Below are 15524 nucleotides of genomic sequence, written 5' to 3'. Positions count from 1 at the left end.
GTTCTCCAATACTGCGAATGATTCTTATTATCATCATGATCGTGCTGAGACGCAACCGTGCCGGCGCGCCGTCTGCCCATTCCCCTCGCACCGGACGCTTCGCGCGAGCCCCCGGCCGTCCGATCCTGATTGACAGGCCGCGGCGCGGACGAAACCCTCGCGGGACCGCAGCAGGAGACGATCATGCAGAGCCGCCGCAGCTTCATGGCCACCTCCTGGGCGACCGGCGGGGCCATCCTGGCTGCGCCCCGCGTCGTCGGCGCGCAGGGCGCCGCCTCCCGCACGCTGCGCTTCGTGCCGCAGGCCGACATCACCGTGCTGGACCCGGTCTTCAACACCGCGACCGTCACGCTGATCCACGGCTTCATGGTCTTCGACACGCTCTACGGGCTGGACGCACAATACAACCTGCATCCGCAGATGGCCGCGGGCCATGTCGTCGAGGACGACGGGAAGAGCTGGACCATCACGCTGCGCGAGGGGCTGAGGTTCCACGACGGCGAGCCCGTGCGCGGCCGCGACTGCGTGGCCTCCATCCGCCGCTGGGGCGCGCGCGACATGTTCGGCGCCGAGCTGATCGCCGCGACCGACGAGCTCTCCGCGCCTGACGACCGCACGATCCGCTTCCGCCTCAAGCGCCCCTTCCCGCTGCTGGCCCGCGCGCTGGGCAAGGTGACCTCGGTCATGCCGGCCATCATGCCGGAGCGCCTCGCGATGACGGACCCGTCGCGCGCGATCTCGGAGATGGTCGGCAGCGGCCCCTACCGCTTCGTGCCGGAGGAGCGCATCTCCGGCTCGCTCGCCGTCTACCGGAAGTTCGACGGCTACGTGCCGCGCGAGGGCGTGGCCAGCCGCACGGCCGGCCCGAAGATCGCGAACATGGACCGCGTCGAGTGGCGCATCCTGCCCGACCCCGCGACATCAGCCGCCGCACTCCAGCAGGGCGAGGTGGACTGGCTCGAATACGCGCCGAACGACCTGCTGCCGCTCCTGCGCCGCGCCCGCAACGTCAGCGTGAAGGTGACCGACGACAGCAGCATCAGCATCCTGCGCTTCAACCACCTGCACCCACCCTTCGACAATCCGGCCATCCGCCGCGCGGTGCTCGGCGCGCTCGACCAGTCCGCCTACATGACGGCGGGCTTCGGCGCCGATCCCAGCCTCTGGCGCACCGATGTCGGCCTCTTCCTGCCGAACACACCCATGGCGAACGATGCGGGCCTCGCGCCGCTCCGCGGCCCGCGCGACCTGGAGAAGGTGAAGCGCGACCTCGCCGCCGCCGGCTACAAGGGCGAGAAGATCGTGGTGCTGCAGCCCATGGACCTCGCCTTCCTCAAGGTCATGGCCGATGTCGCCGTGGACATGTTCCGCCAGGCCGGCATGAACGCCGAGGCCTTCTCCGCCGACTGGGGCACCATCGTGCAGCGCCGCGGGCTGCGCGAGCCGGTGGAGCGCGGCGGCTGGAGCGTCTTCGTCACCGGCCTCGGCGGCCCGAGCGTGATGGATCCCGTGGCCAATCTCGGCCTGCGCGCCAATGGCAGCCGCGCCTGGTTCGGCTGGCCCGACAGCCCGGAGCTGGAGCGGCTGCGGCAGGCCTGGATGGAGGCGCCCGACCTGCCGGCACAGCAGGCGCTGGCCCGGCAGATCCAGGAGCGCTTCTTCCAGGACGTGCCCTACATGCCGCTCGGCGAGTATTTTCGGGTGATCGGGCACGCCCGGAACCTGGTGGACATTCCGGTGGGCTTTTCCAATTTCACGGGGGTGCGGCGAGCCTGACTCCGGAGGCTGGTGCGACGGCGCCGCATGGCCCCGATGCGCGCAAAATCTGCGCATCGACTTGACCTCGGGGCCGGGGAGCGCGAAGCCTGCCCGCCCGTTTCCAGCCACACAGGTCCTCATCCCATGCAGCGCGTGTTTTCCGGCATCCAACCCTCCGGCGTGCCCACCCTGGGCAACTACCTGGGCGCGATCCGGAACTGGGTGCCCATGCAGGACCAGCACGAGTGCCTCTTCTGCGTGGTGGACATGCACGCCATCACCGTCTTCCAGGAGCCCACGCAACTTCTCGCCCAGACACGCGAGATGGCGGCGACCCTGCTGGCCTGCGGCCTCGACCTCGCGAAATGCACCCTCTTCGTGCAGAGCCAGGTGCCGGCGCATGCCGAGCTCGCCTGGATCTTCAACTGCGTGGCGCGGCTCGGCTGGCTGAACCGCATGACGCAGTTCAAGGACAAGGCCGGCAAGAACCAGGAGCAGGTGTCCTCCGGCCTCTACGTCTATCCGAACCTCATGGCGGCCGACATCCTCGCGTACAAGGCGACCTCCGTGCCGGTCGGCGACGACCAGAAGCAGCATCTCGAGCTGGCCAACGACATCGCCCAGAAGTTCAACCACGACTACAGCGTGGAGTTCTTTCCCCGGATCGAGCCGCATATCCTCGGCGTGGCGGCGCGCGTGATGTCGCTGCGCGACGGCACGAAGAAGATGAGCAAGTCGGACCCCTCCGACCAGTCGCGCATCAACCTCAACGACGACGCCGACACGATCAGCAGCAAGATCAAGCGCGCCAAGACCGACCCGGAGCCGCTGCCGGAGAGTCTCGCGGGCCTGGAGACACGGCCCGAGGCGCGCAACCTCGTCGGCATCTTCGCGGCCGTGACGGGCATGCTGCCGAGCGACGTGCTGCGCGAACACGGGGGCCAGGGCTTCGGCACCTTCAAGTCCGTCTTGGCCGACGCGCTGATCGCCCATCTGGAGCCGATCCGCGCGAAGATGCTGGGCTACCTGGAGGACCTGCCGTCCCTCGACGCGGAGCTGCGCAAAGGCGCTCAGAAAGCCGAGGCGATCGCGCAGCCCATCGTCACCGAGGTGAAGCGGATCGTGGGGTTCCTGCCGCGGGCGTGAGGAGGCGTCGCTCCCTCGCTCGCCCCCATCAGGAACCCGGCGAATCCGGAGCGCTTCAGCCCGGATTCATGGCCGCAAAGACGGCATCATAACGGCCATCCCGCTCCGCCCACCGCCGGGCGTGGTCGCGCTCGAGCAGGACCTCGCCCCGAGCGTGGGCGCCCTGCTCCAGCAGCTGCATCACCTCCGCGACATAGGCCTCGACCGCCATGGCCCGTGGGTCGGAGGCCTGCTCGGCGCCCGTCAGCTCCGTCCGCACATAGGGCGGCGAAAGCTCGAGCACTTCGACGGGAACCTTCCGGAGCTGATGACGCAGCGAGGTGAGCCAGGAGTGCAGGAAGGCCTTGCTGGCGCAGTAGGCCGGGAAATCGGCGCGCGGCACGAAGGCCAGGGCGGAGCTGGTCGCCATGATCGTCGCGTTCGGCCGGTTTCTCAGGATCGGCAGGACCGCCGCCGTGACGCGCAGCACGCCCAGGATGTTGGTCTCCACGATCACCTCGGCATCGGAGGCATCCCACCCTTCCGCGGCCATGTCCTCCGCCCGCGAGATGCCGGCATTGGCGATGAGGATGTTGAGTTCCGGAAATCGCGCGCGAAGGTCGATGGCCAGCCGCGACAGCGAGGGCGGGTCGCCCAGATCGAGCCGCATCCCGACCAGGCCAGGACGGCCCGACGCGATCCGGTCCAGCAGCGCCTGCCGCCGCCCCGTGACAATGACGCGGTTGCCGCGCTCGTAGAGCGCTTCGGCCAGCGCGGCGCCGATGCCGCTGGTGCCGCCGGTGATGAGAATGGTGTTGCCTGTCATTTGCATGGCTGAAGCCTTCCGTCGGAGTTGGTCGGACGAAAGGCCACGGCGGCCCTGTGGACGGGTCCCGAGCCGGCAGCAAGCATCCTGTCGGGGCGAGCCCGCGAGGATACAGGTCGCGATCGGACAAGCGGACCAGGAACAGGGAATTCTGGCATACCGTGGCGTCTTTCGTGTCGAGATCTCCCTGCTGGGATCCACTCGACCAAGGACGCGTTGGATGACGGTAACGCCTACGACAGCGCCTTGCTGGCAGCTGCAAGCGAATGGCTAAAGCGGTTGGGCAAGACGGTCAACTGATGATCTTCGTGCCCGGGTGTCTGTCTTAGCTAGCTGCTCCCCAGCGCCTTCTCCACCGCGTCGCTCAGCAGCGGTCCATCGTCGCGAGCTTCCAGCGCGGCTTCGGTGAACATCGCGTAGCCGTCGCCGCCGCGGCGGAGGAAGTCGTTCGTCGCGACGAGATAGGCGCGCTCCGGATCGAGCGGCTTCCAGCTCCCATCCGCCTCGCGCACCTCGGCGGCCGTCACCCGCTGTCCGGCACGGCGTGCCGCATCCACCGTGAAGCGCAGCCCCGCGACCTGCGGGAAGCGCCCCGAGGCCTCCGGCAGCCGGGAGAGCCCGTTCTCCAGCGCAGCCTTGATCGTCGCGCCGCGCAGCCGCACGCGCGCCACCGTGTTGCCGAAGGGCAGCATGGTCAGCAGGTCGCCCACCGAGACCTGGCCGGCCGGCAGCCCGGCCCGCAGCCCGCCGCCGTTCTGCCAGCCGATCTCAGCCTCGACGGACTTGCGCATCGCCTCGGCGACCATCTCGCCCAGCGCGCAGGGGACGAGGTAACAGGAGCGGTTGTCCAGCGCCTCGGGCAGTTGCGCCACCGGGCGGCGGCGCAGCGCTTCCAGCGGCTCGGCGAAGCGCGCGACGATCGCGGCCACGCCAAGGTCCTCGGGGATGTCGGCCGTCAGCTCGCGCATGTGCTGCTGCGAGGCGGCGATGCGGCCGTCGGCGGCGAGGTCCAGGTCGAAGCGGTCGAGATACTTCCCGAAGGCCTGGGCCTGGGTGATCAGCACCGGCCGGTCCTTCCCGTCCACGACGATCGGCGGCGCCACCAGCGTGTGCGAATGCCCGCCCAGGATCACGTCCACCCCGGCGACCTCGGCAGCCAGCCGGCGGTCGGCGCTGACGCCGAGATGCGACAGCGCCACGACGGTCGCGCCCCCCTCGCGCCGCGCTTCCCAGACGGCGCGGTTGGCGGCCTCCAGCGGATCGGTGAACCGCACGTTCGGCCCCGGCTGCGAGAGGATCGGCGTCTCCGGCGTGGTCAGGCCCACGACCACCACGCGCAGGTTCTCGCGGCGGAAGGCGATGGTGGGCGCGAGCTTGCCGGCCAGCGCCGGCTCCTGCGTCACGTCGATATTGGCGCAGAGCACGGGGAAGGGCACGGCGGCCAGGTACTTCGCCAGCTTCTCCGGCCCGAGGTCGAACTCATGGTTGCCGAGCGTGAAGGCCTGCACGCCCCATTCCTTCTGCACGGCCGCCTCGGCCATGCCCTCGTGCTGGGTGAAAAAGAGGCTGCCCAGAAAGGTGTCGCCGGCGTCGAGCAGCAGCGAGGCGCGGCCCGCCGCGCGCGCGGCCTCGCGCGCCTCGGCGATGGCGGTGGCAATGCGCGCCGAGCCGCCGAAGCAGGTCTCGCCCGCGCGGCAGGCGGCCGAGGTCATGGCGATGGGCTCGTGCCGCGAATGGAAGTCGTTCAGATGGACCAGCGACACCCGGGTCGCGGGCTGGGCGGAAGCACGCAGCGCCGGGACGGCGAGCAGCGCGGTGAGCGATCGGCGGCTGATCATGGCAGTTCCGTTTTGCGCCTCTTGTGCCTGTCTGGCCACAGGCTCCGCATGAAAGATACCGATACGCAAGGTGATGCGGGATGACATTGGCCCTGCCCTTGCCTTGCCATTTTTACGGGTGAAGGGTGGCCGCGTCCCTCGCTTGGTCCTTCGTTTTGCAGGTCTATCTGCCCATTGCCGAGATGAGCGTGGATGTCCTCCTTCTGGTGGGCGTCGGTTTCGCCGTGGGCTGGCTTTCGGGGCTCTTCGGCGTGGGCGGCGGCTTCCTGCTGACGCCGCTGCTCATCCTGCTCGGCATTCCCTCCACCGTCGCGGTCGCCTCGGGCGCCAACCAGACGCTGGGCGCCTCGGTTTCCGGCCTGATCGCGCAGGCCCGCCGCGGCAATGTCGACTGGCAGATGGGCGGCGTGCTGGTGGCCGGCGGCATGTTCGGCAGCGTCGCGGGCGTGCAGCTCTTCGCGATGCTGCGCCGGCTCGGCCAGGTGGATGCGGCGGTCGCCATCTTCTACGTCGTCGTGCTCGGCTCCGTCGGCCTGCTGATGGTGATGGAGAGCGTGCGCGCCATCTTCCGCCGGCGCCGCCATGGCGACGCGCACCGGCTGCACAACCACACATGGGCGCACGGGCTGCCCTTCAAGGTCCGCTTCCGCAAGAGCCGACTCTACATCTCGGTGATCCCGCCGCTCGGGGTCGGCTTCCTCATCGGCGTGCTCTCGGCGGTGATGGGTGTGGGCGGCGGATTCATGCTGGTGCCGGCGATGATCTACATCCTCGGGATGCCGACGGCGGTGGTCATCGGCACATCGCTCTTCCAGGTGGTCTGCGTGACGGCCACGGTGACGTTCCTGCAGGCCATCCAGGTCGGCAGCGTGGACATCGTGCTGACCCTGCTGCTGCTGCTGGGCGGCGTGGCGGGCGCGCAGTTCGGCGCCTCGATGGGCGGCAAGCTGCGCGGCGAGGAGACGCGGGCGCTGCTGGGCGCGCTGGTGCTGGCGGTGGCGGGCTCGCTGCTCTGGGATCTGCTGCGGATCCCCGCGAGCTTGTTCAGCGTCGGACCGGCTTTATGACCGCCCTCAGACGCCGGGCGCCGCCTCCAGCGGCTTGGCTTCGCGCCGACGCGGGCGCGCCGGCCCGGCGGCCGGTCTGGGCGCGCCGGCCGCTGTGCGACCGGATTCTTGGGGCGATGCTCCTTCTTCTGGCTTGCGGTTTCTGGTGGCCCGCCGCCGCCCAGCCCTCCGAGCTCGTCGCCCGCCTTTCCACCGAGCGCGTCGCCATCACCACCGCCTTCATCGGCGAGAGCATCCTGGTCTTCGGCAGCACCGAGCAGCCGCTCGGCCCGGGCGGCGACGAGGTGATCGTCATGGCGCGCGGGCCTCAGGGCCCCTTCGTCGTGCGGCGGAAGGTCAACGTGCTCGGGCTCTGGCTCAACGGCCCCTCGGCGCGCTTCGAGGACGTGCCGGTCTTCTACGCCGTCGCCGGCACGCGCCCGCCCTGGCAGCTCCTGCCCGAGCAGATGCGCCAGGAGCGCGGGATCGGCATTGATTCCATCCCCCTCGAATTCACCGGCGCCCGGGCGCCGGGCTTCCGGCGCGCGCTGGTGGAACTCAAGCGCACCTCCCGGCTCTGGCAGGAGGACCCCTCGCCGATCGAGATCGCCGGCTCTCGGCTGTTCAACTTCCGCCTTTACCTCCCCTCCACGGTGCAGCCGGGCAGCTACCGGGTGGAGGTGATGCTGGTCCGGGCCCGGCGAATCGTGGCGACCGAGCAGCTCGGCTTCATCGTGGAAAGGACCGGAACGGCCGCCGAGATCGAGAAGGTCGCGCACGGGCAGCCGGTGCTCTACGGTCTCCTCTGCATCCTGGCGGCCGCCTTTGCCGGCTGGGCGGGGAGCGTGGTCTTCCGGAGGGCTTGATGGTCGAAGCGGCGGCCGAGCGTGCCAGGCGCGATCGCGTCTTTCTCGTAGTGGTGGACGACAGCCCGGAGCGCGCCGTGGCGCTGCGCTACGCCGCGCTGCGCGCCGCCAAATCCGGCGGGCGCGTGGCGCTGCTGCGCGTGGTGGAGCCGGTGGAGCAGGCCGAATGGGCCGGCATCGGCGCGCTGATGGCGCAGGAGCGGCTGGAGGAGGCGGAATCCCTGCTGGCCGGCCTGGCGGCGCAGGTGAAGGCGATCACGGGCGGGCTGCCCATGCTCATCACCCGCGAGGGCAAGACGGCGGACCAGCTCCTGGCCCTGCTGGCCGAGGATCCCCGCATCTCCATCCTGGTGCTGGCCTCGGCGGCGGACAGCAAGGGGCCGGGGCCGCTGATCCAGGCGCTGACCGGCCGGCTCGCCGCGAAGATGACCGTGCCGATGACCGTGGTGCCCGGAACGATGACCGAGGCCGAGCTGGATCGCGTGACCTGAGCGCCGGCCCTGCGCGTCCCTCGGGCGCGCGAAACCCTTCGTCGATCTGCACGCTTCTCCGCCGCATCGGGACGGTGCGCGCCGTCGCACGAAAGGAATGCCGATGACAGCTTCGAGCCTCACCTCCGAGGCTGCGGAGAAATTCGCCGCCATCGCCCTCGGGCATGTCCGGCGCGAATATCCCAACAAGCCGGAGCACGTGCTCGAGGGCCCCTCGGACGCGCGGGTTCCAAGCGCGCTGCATCCGATCTTCCACGGCAGCTACGACTGGCATTCCTGCGTCCATAGCCACTGGATGCTGGCGCGGCTGCTGCGGCGCTTCCCGGCGATGCCCTCCGCGCCGGCAATCCGCGCCCTGTTCGACTCGCAGTTCACGCCGGAAAAGGTCGCGGGCGAATGCGCCTATCTGGCACCCCCTTCGGCGCTCGGCTTCAAGCGGCCCTATGGCTGGGCCTGGCTTCTGAAGCTCGCCGAGGAGCTGATGCGACTGGACGATCCGCGATGGGCCCGGAACCTGGCGCCACTGGCGGAGATCTTCGCCCAGCGCTTCCGTGGTTTTTTGCCGCTCGCGACCTACCCGGTGCGGGTCGGTACGCATTTCAATACTGCCTTCGGCCTCCGCATGGCCGCGGACTATGCCGAGGCAACGCAGGACAAGGCGCTGTCGGGCCTGCTCCAGGAAACGGCGCGGCGGTGGTACGGCGAGGACACGGACTGCCCTGCCTGGGGCGAGCCGGGCGGCGACGATTTTCTGTCGTCTACCCTCATCGAGGCCGAGTGCCTGCGGCGGCTCCTCCCGGCGCAGGAATTCCGGCCCTGGCTCGACCGATTCCTGCCGCGCATCGCCGCGGGTGAGCCGGCCACCCTGTTCCGCCCGGCGGCGGTCAGCGACCGCGCGGACGGCAAGATCGTGCATTTGGATGGGCTGAACCTCAGCCGGGCCTGGTGCTGGCGCTCAATGGCCTCGGCGCTGCCCGCGGACGATCGGCGTCGGGCGGTCGCGTTGGAGACGGCCGGGCATCATCTGGCCGCAAGCCTGCCGCACCTCGCCGACGACTACATGGGCGAGCATTGGCTCGCCACCTTCGCCACGCTGGCGCTCGATCCCGAAACCTGACCAACCAGAACCATCCGGCCGCAACGCGGCCGGCGCCGCCCACTCCACCTTCCGGTCAGCGGTCCCGCGACGCAGCGAAGGCAAGGCGGCGGAGCCGCCGCCCGCCGTTTGAGGGCATTAAAAAAGATGCCCGAAGCGTTCGGCCTTGGTCGCGAGATAGCGGTCGTTCACGCCGTTGCCGGCGAAGGCGTGCTGCTCGCGGCTGACGATCTCGATGCCGCAGGCCGAGAGGGCGGAGATCTTGTCCGGATTGTTGGTCAGCAGCCGCACGCGCGGGATGCCCAGCAGCCGCAGCATCGTGGCGGCCACGAGAAAGTTGCGCTCGTCGGCGCCATAGCCGAGGGCGCGATTGGCATCGAGCGTGTCGAGCCCCTGGTCCTGCAGCGTATAGGCCCGCAGCTTGTTCACGAGGCCGATGCCGCGGCCCTCCTGGGCGAGGTAGAGCAGCACGCCCGCCCCCTCCTCGGCCATGCGCCTCAGCGCGCCGCGGAGCTGCGGGCCGCAGTCGCAGCGCAGCGAGCCCAGCAGGTCGCCGGTGAAGCATTCGGAGTGGAGCCTGGCCAGCGGCGCGCCGCCGGCGGCGAGGACGGCAGCCGGGTCGCCGACGATCATCGCCAGGTGCTCGATCCCGCCATCGGCCGCGCGGAAGGCGGTGATGCGGGTCTCGGGCGCGTCTTCAAGCGGCACGCGGGCCTCGCCCACGGCACGGAGCGTGGTCGCGGCGGTGGTCGGATAGGCCAGGATCTCGGCGGCGGTGACGCTCAGCAGGCCAGGGGCCTCGCGGTCAGGAATGGGCGCGGCAACGAGGGCGGGCAGCAGCCGGCCGAGCTTCACCAGCGCCAGGGCGGCGGCGGCCAAAGGCGGCAGGGCCGCGCGCTCCATGGCCTGGCCCTCGGGGCCGAGCAGCAGTTCCTCGGTCGGGTCGGCGAGGCTGCGCAGACGCTCGGGCGACGTCAGGGCAGCCGGCAGGCGCAGGGCGACCACGCCCTCCTCCGGCGCGCTCAGCGGCACGGGACGCTGGAGCACCGCGGCGGCGCGGACAGGAGCCAGCAGCAGCACCGGCGGCGCGCCGGAGAGGGAGAAGATCTCGGCGAGGCCGGGCGCGCTGACGGTCTCGGCGGCGGCCACGGCCAAGGCCTGGCCGGCCTGGCCGCGCAGGACGACGGGCGTGCCGCGCCGCAGCTCCGAGACGGCCCGATGCACCGCGCGCAGCGCCAGGGTCTCGGCGGAGAGGGGCTTGGGGGCCTGGTTTGCCGAGGCCTGAATGGCGTTTCGTTTCATGAAGCGGTGATCCTGTGGCGCTTCCACATACGAATCAAATGTGGCGTTCAGATGCAGTCTCGCAGGGGGTGGCCAGCAAAGTTTCTCAACCGGTTCGGAAGGGGGTGGTTTCGCCGAACCTTCCCCCCGCGGCAGCGCGGGTGCTATGCCCGATGCACGCTGGTAACCCATGGGCCCGCATGCCTGGCCGAAAACTCCTGCTCGTGACCACGGATGCCGCGCTCGCCGCGCTGCTGCCGCCCCAGCTTGCCCAGGGCACCGATTTTTCCGCCGAGGCCGCGACGCCCGAGGCCGGGAAGCAGCGGCTGGCCGAGGCGGCCGGGCGCATCGACGCCACCTTGCTCGATGCCGCCGCGCTGCCGGGGCCCTCGCATTGGGGCCCGCTGCTGCGCGAGGCAGGGGGCGGCCGGCCGGTGCTGCTGCTGGGTCAGGGGGCGGAGGAGCTGGCGCCGCACGTGCTGCCGCCGGGCATCAGCGAACGCGTGCCCCGGCCTGTGCGGCTGCCCGACCTTGTGGCCCGGCTGCACGCGCTGCTCGCAACCTTCGAGGCCTCGCCGGATGCGGCGATCCCGCTCGGCGGCTACGCCTTCCATCCGGCGGCGAAGCTGATGCTGGGACCCGACGGCAAGCGGATCCGCCTGACGGAGAAGGAGGCGGCGATCCTGCTCTATCTGCACCGCGCGGGCGGGCGGGCGGTGCCGCGGGCGGAGCTGCTGGGCGAGGTCTGGGGCTATTCCAGCGCGGTCACGACGCACACGCTGGAGACGCATATCTACCGTCTCAGGCGCAAGATCGAGCCGGAGCCGCAGGCGGCGAAGCTGCTGCTGACGGATGAGGGCGGGTATCGATTGGGCGGGTAGCGACCCGGCCGGAATGGTCGAAGCGCATGACGAATCCGGCCGCACAGCGGCCGGTGGCGCCCAACTGACCCAATGGCCTGGTGCCTCAGTGGCGCGGCGAAGCCAAGGCGGCGGAGCCGCCGCCCGACGCCTGAGGGAACAAAAAAGACTCCCTGCTGAATAAATCGCTCCGCGATTTATTCAGCAGGCGTCATGGCCTTGATGAGGTCGAAGACGCGCTTGCGCACGGCGGGATCGGAGATGCGGTAATAGGCGCGCACCAGCTCCAGCGTCTCGCGGCGGTGGAGCGTGTCGTCCTCGAAGCCGTCCTGCGCCTCGGCGAAGCCGGAGACACGACGGGCGGAGCCCTGGCTGCCGCCGACCGTGCCGGGCATGTCGTCGAAGAAGAAGCTGATCGGCACGTCGAGCACGCGCGAAAGATCGAAGAGGCGCGAGGCGCCGATGCGGTTCACGCCGCGCTCGTACTTCTGCACCTGCTGGAAGGTGAGGCCCAGCGCCTCGCCGAGACGCTCCTGGCTCATGCCGAGAAGGGTCCGGCGGAGACGGACACGCGAGCCGACATGAACGTCGATCGGGCTCGGACGATGTTCCTTCTCTGCCCGCTCGCTGCTTCCGCCGGTCGACATCGCTTCTCTCATACTGACACCCATGCACCTGATCCCTTCGGCTCAGGCCGTCCTACCAAGCCCTACGCTCACAAGCTGCGTGGGGTTGCATTTTTTATGCGTGACTGGCCCGGAACACGCCTTGAGGCTGCGTCGCAGGACACCCCGCGTGTGTCACAGTCGATAGCGCCCACCTGCGGTAGCGTCAATATTTTTCCCAATTCTCAATAAATAAATTGCATCAGACTGGGATTCCAGGGAGAGGAACCGGACGGGCGCGCAAAAAAAGACCGGCCATCAGAAGAGAAACCATGCTGAGTCCGATGGGAATCCAGAGCCCGCCTCTGGCGAACAGCGTCGGCGCGAGGGGCGCCGGAAGCGCGGCCTCGACGGTGCCCGTCGCGCCCAGGCCTAGTCGCACCACCTGCCGGCCGGAGGCATCGAAGAGGGCGGAGATGCCCGTCTGCGCCGCGCGCACCATGGGCAGCCCCTCCTCGACCGCGCGCATCCGCGCCGCCGCCAGATGCTGGTAGGGGCCGGCGGAGAGCCCGAACCAGGCGTCGTTCGTGACATTGAGCAGCCAGGACGGCCGCTCCGCGCCCACCACCGCGCCGGGAAAGATCACCTCGTAGCAGATGAGCGGCCCGGGCGAGGGAAGGCCCTCCGGCAGCCGCAGCACGCCCGGACCGGGACCGGCCGAGAAGTCGACGCCGCCCGTCACCATGCGGATCGGCAGCAGCCCGCCGAGCGGCATGTACTCGCCGAAGGGCACGAGATGCGCCTTGTCGAAGACGCCCAGGACCTCGGCCTCGGGACTCAGCGCGACGAGGCTGTTGTAGAGGCTCGAAAGTCGACCCTCGGCATTCCACTCGGCGCGCACGGTGCCGGCGAGCAGCAGCCCGCCCGGCGGCAGGGCCTGGGCGGCGAGGCGGATCGCATCGGGATCCTGGGCGAGCAGGAAGGGGCTGGCCGTCTCGGGCCAGATCACCAGGACGGGCTGGTCGGGATGCGCCGCGGCCGAGGCGCGGGCGGCCTCTGACGTGAGCGAGATGTAGCGCTGGAAGATGGGCAGCCGCTGCGACGCGTCCCACTTCACGTCCTGCGCGACATTGCCCTGGACCAGCACGATCCGCACCGGCGTCTCGGCCGGCGGGATCGCATGCAGGCGCCAGAACCCGAAGCCCATCCAGAGCGCAAGCACGGCCAGGCCGCCGAGGTTGGCCCCGCGGCTGCGCAGCACCGGCAGCCCGGCGAGGAGGAGCGTCAGCAGCGAGAGCCCGTGCGCGCCGACGAGGCTGGCCAGCTGCAGGGGCTCCGGACGGAAGGCCCAGACGGTGCCCATCAGGTTCCAGGGGAAGCCGGTGAAGAGCCAGCCGCGCAGGAACTCGGCCACGACCCAGGCGCCGGCGAAGCCCAGCACGCGCGGCCAGCCCGGCCCGACGCGCCAGGCGACGAGCGCCGGAATGACGGTGTAGAGGCCCATGGGCAGGGCCAGGCCGGGCGCGGCGAGCGGCACCAGCCAGAAGAATTTTGCGACATCCGTCAGGATCGCGTGGGTGACCCAGTAGAGCCCGGCGAGCTGGTGCCCGAAACCGAACCAGAAGCCCAGCCAGGCCGCCTGCCGCCAGGTGGTTGCCCGGCCGAGGAGGGTCAGGAAGGCCGGGATGGTGAAGAGCAGGACCGGCACCGCATAGACCGGCGGCAACGCCAGCACGGAGACGAGGCCCAGCAGGAAGGCGGCGAGCCGGGGCCGGGCGGCCAAGGGGGCAAACAGGCGGGCGAGGAGCGATGCCATGCCGCGGCTATAGCCCGGATCGGTTCGTCCGCCATTGGGGTGAGGGAGACGGTGGCATGAAACCCGTGCCTGCACCGGGTCTTTCGTACTAGAAAGGCGCCATGGATCAGCCTGTTCCCCTGTCCGATTTCGACGAGGAAGCCGCCGAGCACGAGGCGCTGACAGCGGCCGTGGCGGAGGCGCGAGCCAACCCGCTCAGCATCCCGCATGAAGACATGGGGGCCTGGCTGCTCAAGATCGCGGACGGCGATTTCTCCGCGGAACCGCCGAAGCCCCGTCCATGAAGGTCAGGTGGCGGCCGGAAACCGCGGCGGACCTGTCCCGGATTTTTCGGCATATCGCCGAGGAGAACCCATCGCGGCTCGCCGCGTGGCGCGCGAAATCATCCTAGCCGGCGATAGCCTCTCGATGTTTCCGCGACGCGGCCGACCCGGCCTCATCGCCGGCACGCGCGAGCTCGCCGCCGTCATCCCCTACATCATCGTGTACGAGGTGGGTGATGCGGAGGTGACCATCCTCCGCGTCTGGCACGGCGCCCAGGACCGCTGACCCGCCCTACTCCGCCGCCTTCGCACCCTCCGCGGTCGGCCGCCGCACGCGCAGCCGCCGGATTCGCCGCGCATCCGCGTCCAGCACCCGGAACTCCAGCCCCGAGCTATGGGTGAAGATCTCGCCCCGCGCCGGCACACGCCCGGCCAGCGTCAGCACCAGCCCGCCCACCGTGTCGATATCCGCGCCGCGCTCCTCGTCCGTGAGGATCGGGCCCATCTTCTCCTCGAAGGCCTCGATCTCGGTGCGCGCGTCCACTTCCAGCACGCCCTCGGCGCGCTCGATGATCTGCGGCCCCATGATCTCGTCATGCTCGTCGGCGATGTCGCCCACGATGGTCTCGACGAGGTCCTCGATGGTCACGAGCCCGTCGATGCCGCCGTACTCGTCCACCACCAGCGCCATGTGGATGCGCGCCTCGCGCATGCGCAGCAGCAGGTCGAGCACGGGGACGCTCGGCACCACCAGCAGCGGCTTGCGCAGGATCGAGCGCAGGTTGAACGGCGCCTGCCGCCCCACCGCCGCGAAGATGTCCTTGATGTGGACCATGCCCAGCACGTCGTCGAGCTGGCCCTGGTAGACCGGATAGCGGCTGTGCCCCTCACGCTGCACATGGGCCAGCGCCTGCTCGAGCGTGAGCTCGGAGGGCAGGGCGATGATGTCGGCGCGCGGCACCATCACGTCATAGGCCGTGGCTCCGCGCAGCTTCAGCACGTTGCCGAGCAGCGCGCGCTCGTGCGGGCCGAGGGTGCGGGCGTCGGTCTCGAGCTCGTCTGGCGCGTCGATGAGCTCCTCGACGCGGTCGCGCAGGCTCTCCTCGCGCTTGCCGAAGAGGCCGCGGATGCGGCGGATCACGTCGTGCCGGTGGGGATGGTCGGAGGGCATCAGGCCGCTCCCCTCACCCGCCAGGGATTGGGCAGGCCGAGCCGGTGCAGGATGCGCGCCTCGGCCCGCTCCATCGCCACGGCCTCGCCGGCGGCGAGGTGGTCGTGGCCCAGCAGGTGCAGCACGCCATGCACGATGAGATGCGCGTAGTGCGCGGCGATGCTGCGCCCCTCGGACGCCGCCTCACGCCGCACCACGCCCAGCGACAGCGCCAGGTCGCCCAGCGTCAGGCTGCCATAGGGCGCGGGGAAGGAGAGGACGTTGGTCGCCTTCTCCTTGCCGCGGAAGCCGCCGTTGAGCCGGCGGATCTCGGCGTCGTCGGTGAGGAGGAGGGTGAGATGGCCGGAGGCGCGCTGGTCGGCCAGGGCGGCCTCGACGGCGCGGCGCGCCAGGGCCTCGGCACGGGGCACGGCGCCCCTCCAGCCGGGCGCCGCGAAGACGATCTCGACATCCGAAAGCCCGGCAGCGGCAAAACCACTGCC

16 protein-coding genes are annotated in these 15524 nt (G+C 70.3%); 9 read left to right on the top strand and 7 right to left on the bottom strand.

What is annotated here, in order from left to right; genetic code table 11:
- Nucleotides 1–183 precede the first annotated feature (183 nt).
- A complete protein-coding gene (locus tag AC1ROY_RS28910) occupies nucleotides 184–1776 on the top strand; it encodes an ABC transporter substrate-binding protein (protein WP_493152395.1) in 1593 nt (530 codons plus the stop codon).
- A gap of 126 nt (nucleotides 1777–1902) precedes the next feature.
- Entirely contained in the window at nucleotides 1903–2904 is a 1002-nt protein-coding gene (gene trpS, locus AC1ROY_RS28905) for a tryptophan--tRNA ligase (RefSeq protein WP_493152394.1), read from the top strand.
- A 55-nt stretch (nucleotides 2905–2959) separates the two neighbouring features.
- Here the strand turns inward: trpS and AC1ROY_RS28900 are convergent, their stop codons facing one another.
- A complete protein-coding gene (locus tag AC1ROY_RS28900) occupies nucleotides 2960–3715 on the bottom strand; it encodes an SDR family oxidoreductase (protein ID WP_493152393.1) in 756 nt (251 codons plus the stop codon).
- 323 nt (nucleotides 3716–4038) lie between these two features.
- On the bottom strand, nucleotides 4039–5547 hold the full coding sequence (locus AC1ROY_RS28895) for a bifunctional metallophosphatase/5'-nucleotidase (protein ID WP_493152392.1): 1509 nt from the start codon (nucleotides 5545–5547) through the stop codon (nucleotides 4039–4041).
- A 182-nt stretch (nucleotides 5548–5729) separates the two neighbouring features.
- On the opposite strand from AC1ROY_RS28895, the gene AC1ROY_RS28890 reads away from it, so the two are divergent.
- The 4 genes from AC1ROY_RS28890 (at nucleotide 5730) to AC1ROY_RS28875 (ending at nucleotide 9067) form a co-directional block, all read left to right on the top strand.
- Nucleotides 5730–6614, top strand: coding sequence for a sulfite exporter TauE/SafE family protein (locus AC1ROY_RS28890; protein ID WP_493152391.1), 885 nt, complete (start codon nucleotides 5730–5732; stop codon nucleotides 6612–6614).
- Between the two features lie 116 nt (nucleotides 6615–6730).
- On the top strand, nucleotides 6731–7459 hold the full coding sequence (locus AC1ROY_RS28885; protein WP_493152390.1) for a TIGR02186 family protein: 729 nt from the start codon (nucleotides 6731–6733) through the stop codon (nucleotides 7457–7459).
- Nucleotides 7459–7950 carry a universal stress protein gene (locus AC1ROY_RS28880; RefSeq protein WP_493152389.1) on the top strand — a complete coding sequence of 164 codons (492 nt, stop codon included), beginning with the start codon at nucleotides 7459–7461 and terminating at the stop codon, nucleotides 7948–7950. Before AC1ROY_RS28885 ends, AC1ROY_RS28880 begins: the two co-directional genes overlap by 1 nt.
- A 103-nt stretch (nucleotides 7951–8053) precedes the next feature.
- The gene (locus AC1ROY_RS28875; RefSeq protein WP_493152388.1) at nucleotides 8054–9067 is read left to right on the top strand and encodes a DUF2891 domain-containing protein; all 1014 of its coding nucleotides are present in this window, start codon (nucleotides 8054–8056) and stop codon (nucleotides 9065–9067) included.
- A gap of 117 nt (nucleotides 9068–9184) precedes the next feature.
- Here the strand turns inward: AC1ROY_RS28875 and ribA are convergent, their stop codons facing one another.
- Nucleotides 9185–10348 (bottom strand): GTP cyclohydrolase II, encoded by a 1164-nt coding sequence (gene ribA, locus AC1ROY_RS28870; RefSeq protein WP_493152387.1) that lies wholly within the window; start codon nucleotides 10346–10348, stop codon nucleotides 9185–9187.
- Between the two features lie 179 nt (nucleotides 10349–10527).
- Here ribA and AC1ROY_RS28865 point away from each other — a divergent pair, with 179 nt between their 5' ends.
- Nucleotides 10528–11208 carry a winged helix-turn-helix domain-containing protein gene (locus tag AC1ROY_RS28865; RefSeq protein WP_493152386.1) on the top strand — a complete coding sequence of 227 codons (681 nt, stop codon included), beginning with the start codon at nucleotides 10528–10530 and terminating at the stop codon, nucleotides 11206–11208.
- A gap of 176 nt (nucleotides 11209–11384) precedes the next feature.
- Here the strand turns inward: AC1ROY_RS28865 and AC1ROY_RS28860 are convergent, their stop codons facing one another.
- Nucleotides 11385–11834, bottom strand: a complete 450-nt coding sequence (locus AC1ROY_RS28860; RefSeq protein ID WP_493152385.1) for a helix-turn-helix domain-containing protein — start codon at nucleotides 11832–11834, stop codon at nucleotides 11385–11387.
- 220 nt (nucleotides 11835–12054) lie between these two features.
- Nucleotides 12055–13575, bottom strand: coding sequence for an apolipoprotein N-acyltransferase (gene lnt, locus AC1ROY_RS28855; protein ID WP_493152384.1), 1521 nt, complete (start codon nucleotides 13573–13575; stop codon nucleotides 12055–12057).
- A 134-nt stretch (nucleotides 13576–13709) separates the two neighbouring features.
- On the opposite strand from lnt, the gene AC1ROY_RS28850 reads away from it, so the two are divergent.
- Both AC1ROY_RS28850 and AC1ROY_RS28845 read left to right on the top strand, forming a co-directional pair.
- Nucleotides 13710–13892 (top strand): hypothetical protein, encoded by a 183-nt coding sequence (locus AC1ROY_RS28850; protein WP_493152383.1) that lies wholly within the window; start codon nucleotides 13710–13712, stop codon nucleotides 13890–13892.
- Nucleotides 13816–14157: a type II toxin-antitoxin system RelE/ParE family toxin gene (locus tag AC1ROY_RS28845; RefSeq protein WP_493152382.1), complete on the top strand. Its 342-nt coding sequence runs from the start codon at nucleotides 13816–13818 to the stop codon at nucleotides 14155–14157. Before AC1ROY_RS28850 ends, AC1ROY_RS28845 begins: the two co-directional genes overlap by 77 nt.
- A 6-nt stretch (nucleotides 14158–14163) precedes the next feature.
- Here AC1ROY_RS28845 and AC1ROY_RS28840 read toward each other — a convergent pair whose 3' ends face one another.
- Together AC1ROY_RS28840 and ybeY are read right to left on the bottom strand one after the other, a co-directional pair.
- Nucleotides 14164–15042: a hemolysin family protein gene (locus tag AC1ROY_RS28840; protein ID WP_493152381.1), complete on the bottom strand. Its 879-nt coding sequence runs from the start codon at nucleotides 15040–15042 to the stop codon at nucleotides 14164–14166.
- Nucleotides 15042–15452 carry an rRNA maturation RNase YbeY gene (gene ybeY, locus AC1ROY_RS28835; RefSeq protein ID WP_493152380.1) on the bottom strand — a complete coding sequence of 137 codons (411 nt, stop codon included), beginning with the start codon at nucleotides 15450–15452 and terminating at the stop codon, nucleotides 15042–15044. Before ybeY ends, AC1ROY_RS28840 begins: the two co-directional genes overlap by 1 nt.
- Nucleotides 15453–15524: the final 72 nt, after the last annotated feature.

The sequence above is a fragment of the Roseococcus sp. GW821-FHT12F05 genome, from assembly GCF_058806835.1.
Note: the sequence above shows the minus strand (reverse complement) of the source record. Positions and strands in the feature narration are given on the sequence as shown.

Bases quoted from the DNA above. Each gene is read 5' to 3' on its own strand.
- AC1ROY_RS28910 (WP_493152395.1), top strand. From the start codon at position 184: ATGCAGAGCCGCCGCAGCTTCATGGCCACCTCCTGGGCGACCGGCGGG.
- trpS (WP_493152394.1), top strand. From the start codon at position 1,903: ATGCAGCGCGTGTTTTCCGGCATCCAACCCTCCGGCGTGCCCACCCTG.
- AC1ROY_RS28900 (WP_493152393.1), bottom strand. From the start codon at position 3,715: ATGCAAATGACAGGCAACACCATTCTCATCACCGGCGGCACCAGCGGC.
- AC1ROY_RS28895 (WP_493152392.1), bottom strand. From the start codon at position 5,547: ATGATCAGCCGCCGATCGCTCACCGCGCTGCTCGCCGTCCCGGCGCTG.
- AC1ROY_RS28890 (WP_493152391.1), top strand. From the start codon at position 5,730: ATGAGCGTGGATGTCCTCCTTCTGGTGGGCGTCGGTTTCGCCGTGGGC.
- AC1ROY_RS28885 (WP_493152390.1), top strand. From the start codon at position 6,731: ATGCTCCTTCTTCTGGCTTGCGGTTTCTGGTGGCCCGCCGCCGCCCAG.
- AC1ROY_RS28880 (WP_493152389.1), top strand. From the start codon at position 7,459: ATGGTCGAAGCGGCGGCCGAGCGTGCCAGGCGCGATCGCGTCTTTCTC.
- AC1ROY_RS28875 (WP_493152388.1), top strand. From the start codon at position 8,054: ATGACAGCTTCGAGCCTCACCTCCGAGGCTGCGGAGAAATTCGCCGCC.
- ribA (WP_493152387.1), bottom strand. From the start codon at position 10,348: ATGAAACGAAACGCCATTCAGGCCTCGGCAAACCAGGCCCCCAAGCCC.
- AC1ROY_RS28865 (WP_493152386.1), top strand. From the start codon at position 10,528: ATGCCTGGCCGAAAACTCCTGCTCGTGACCACGGATGCCGCGCTCGCC.
- AC1ROY_RS28860 (WP_493152385.1), bottom strand. From the start codon at position 11,834: ATGTCGACCGGCGGAAGCAGCGAGCGGGCAGAGAAGGAACATCGTCCG.
- AC1ROY_RS28850 (WP_493152383.1), top strand. From the start codon at position 13,710: ATGGATCAGCCTGTTCCCCTGTCCGATTTCGACGAGGAAGCCGCCGAG.
- AC1ROY_RS28845 (WP_493152382.1), top strand. From the start codon at position 13,816: ATGAAGACATGGGGGCCTGGCTGCTCAAGATCGCGGACGGCGATTTCT.
- AC1ROY_RS28840 (WP_493152381.1), bottom strand. From the start codon at position 15,042: ATGCCCTCCGACCATCCCCACCGGCACGACGTGATCCGCCGCATCCGC.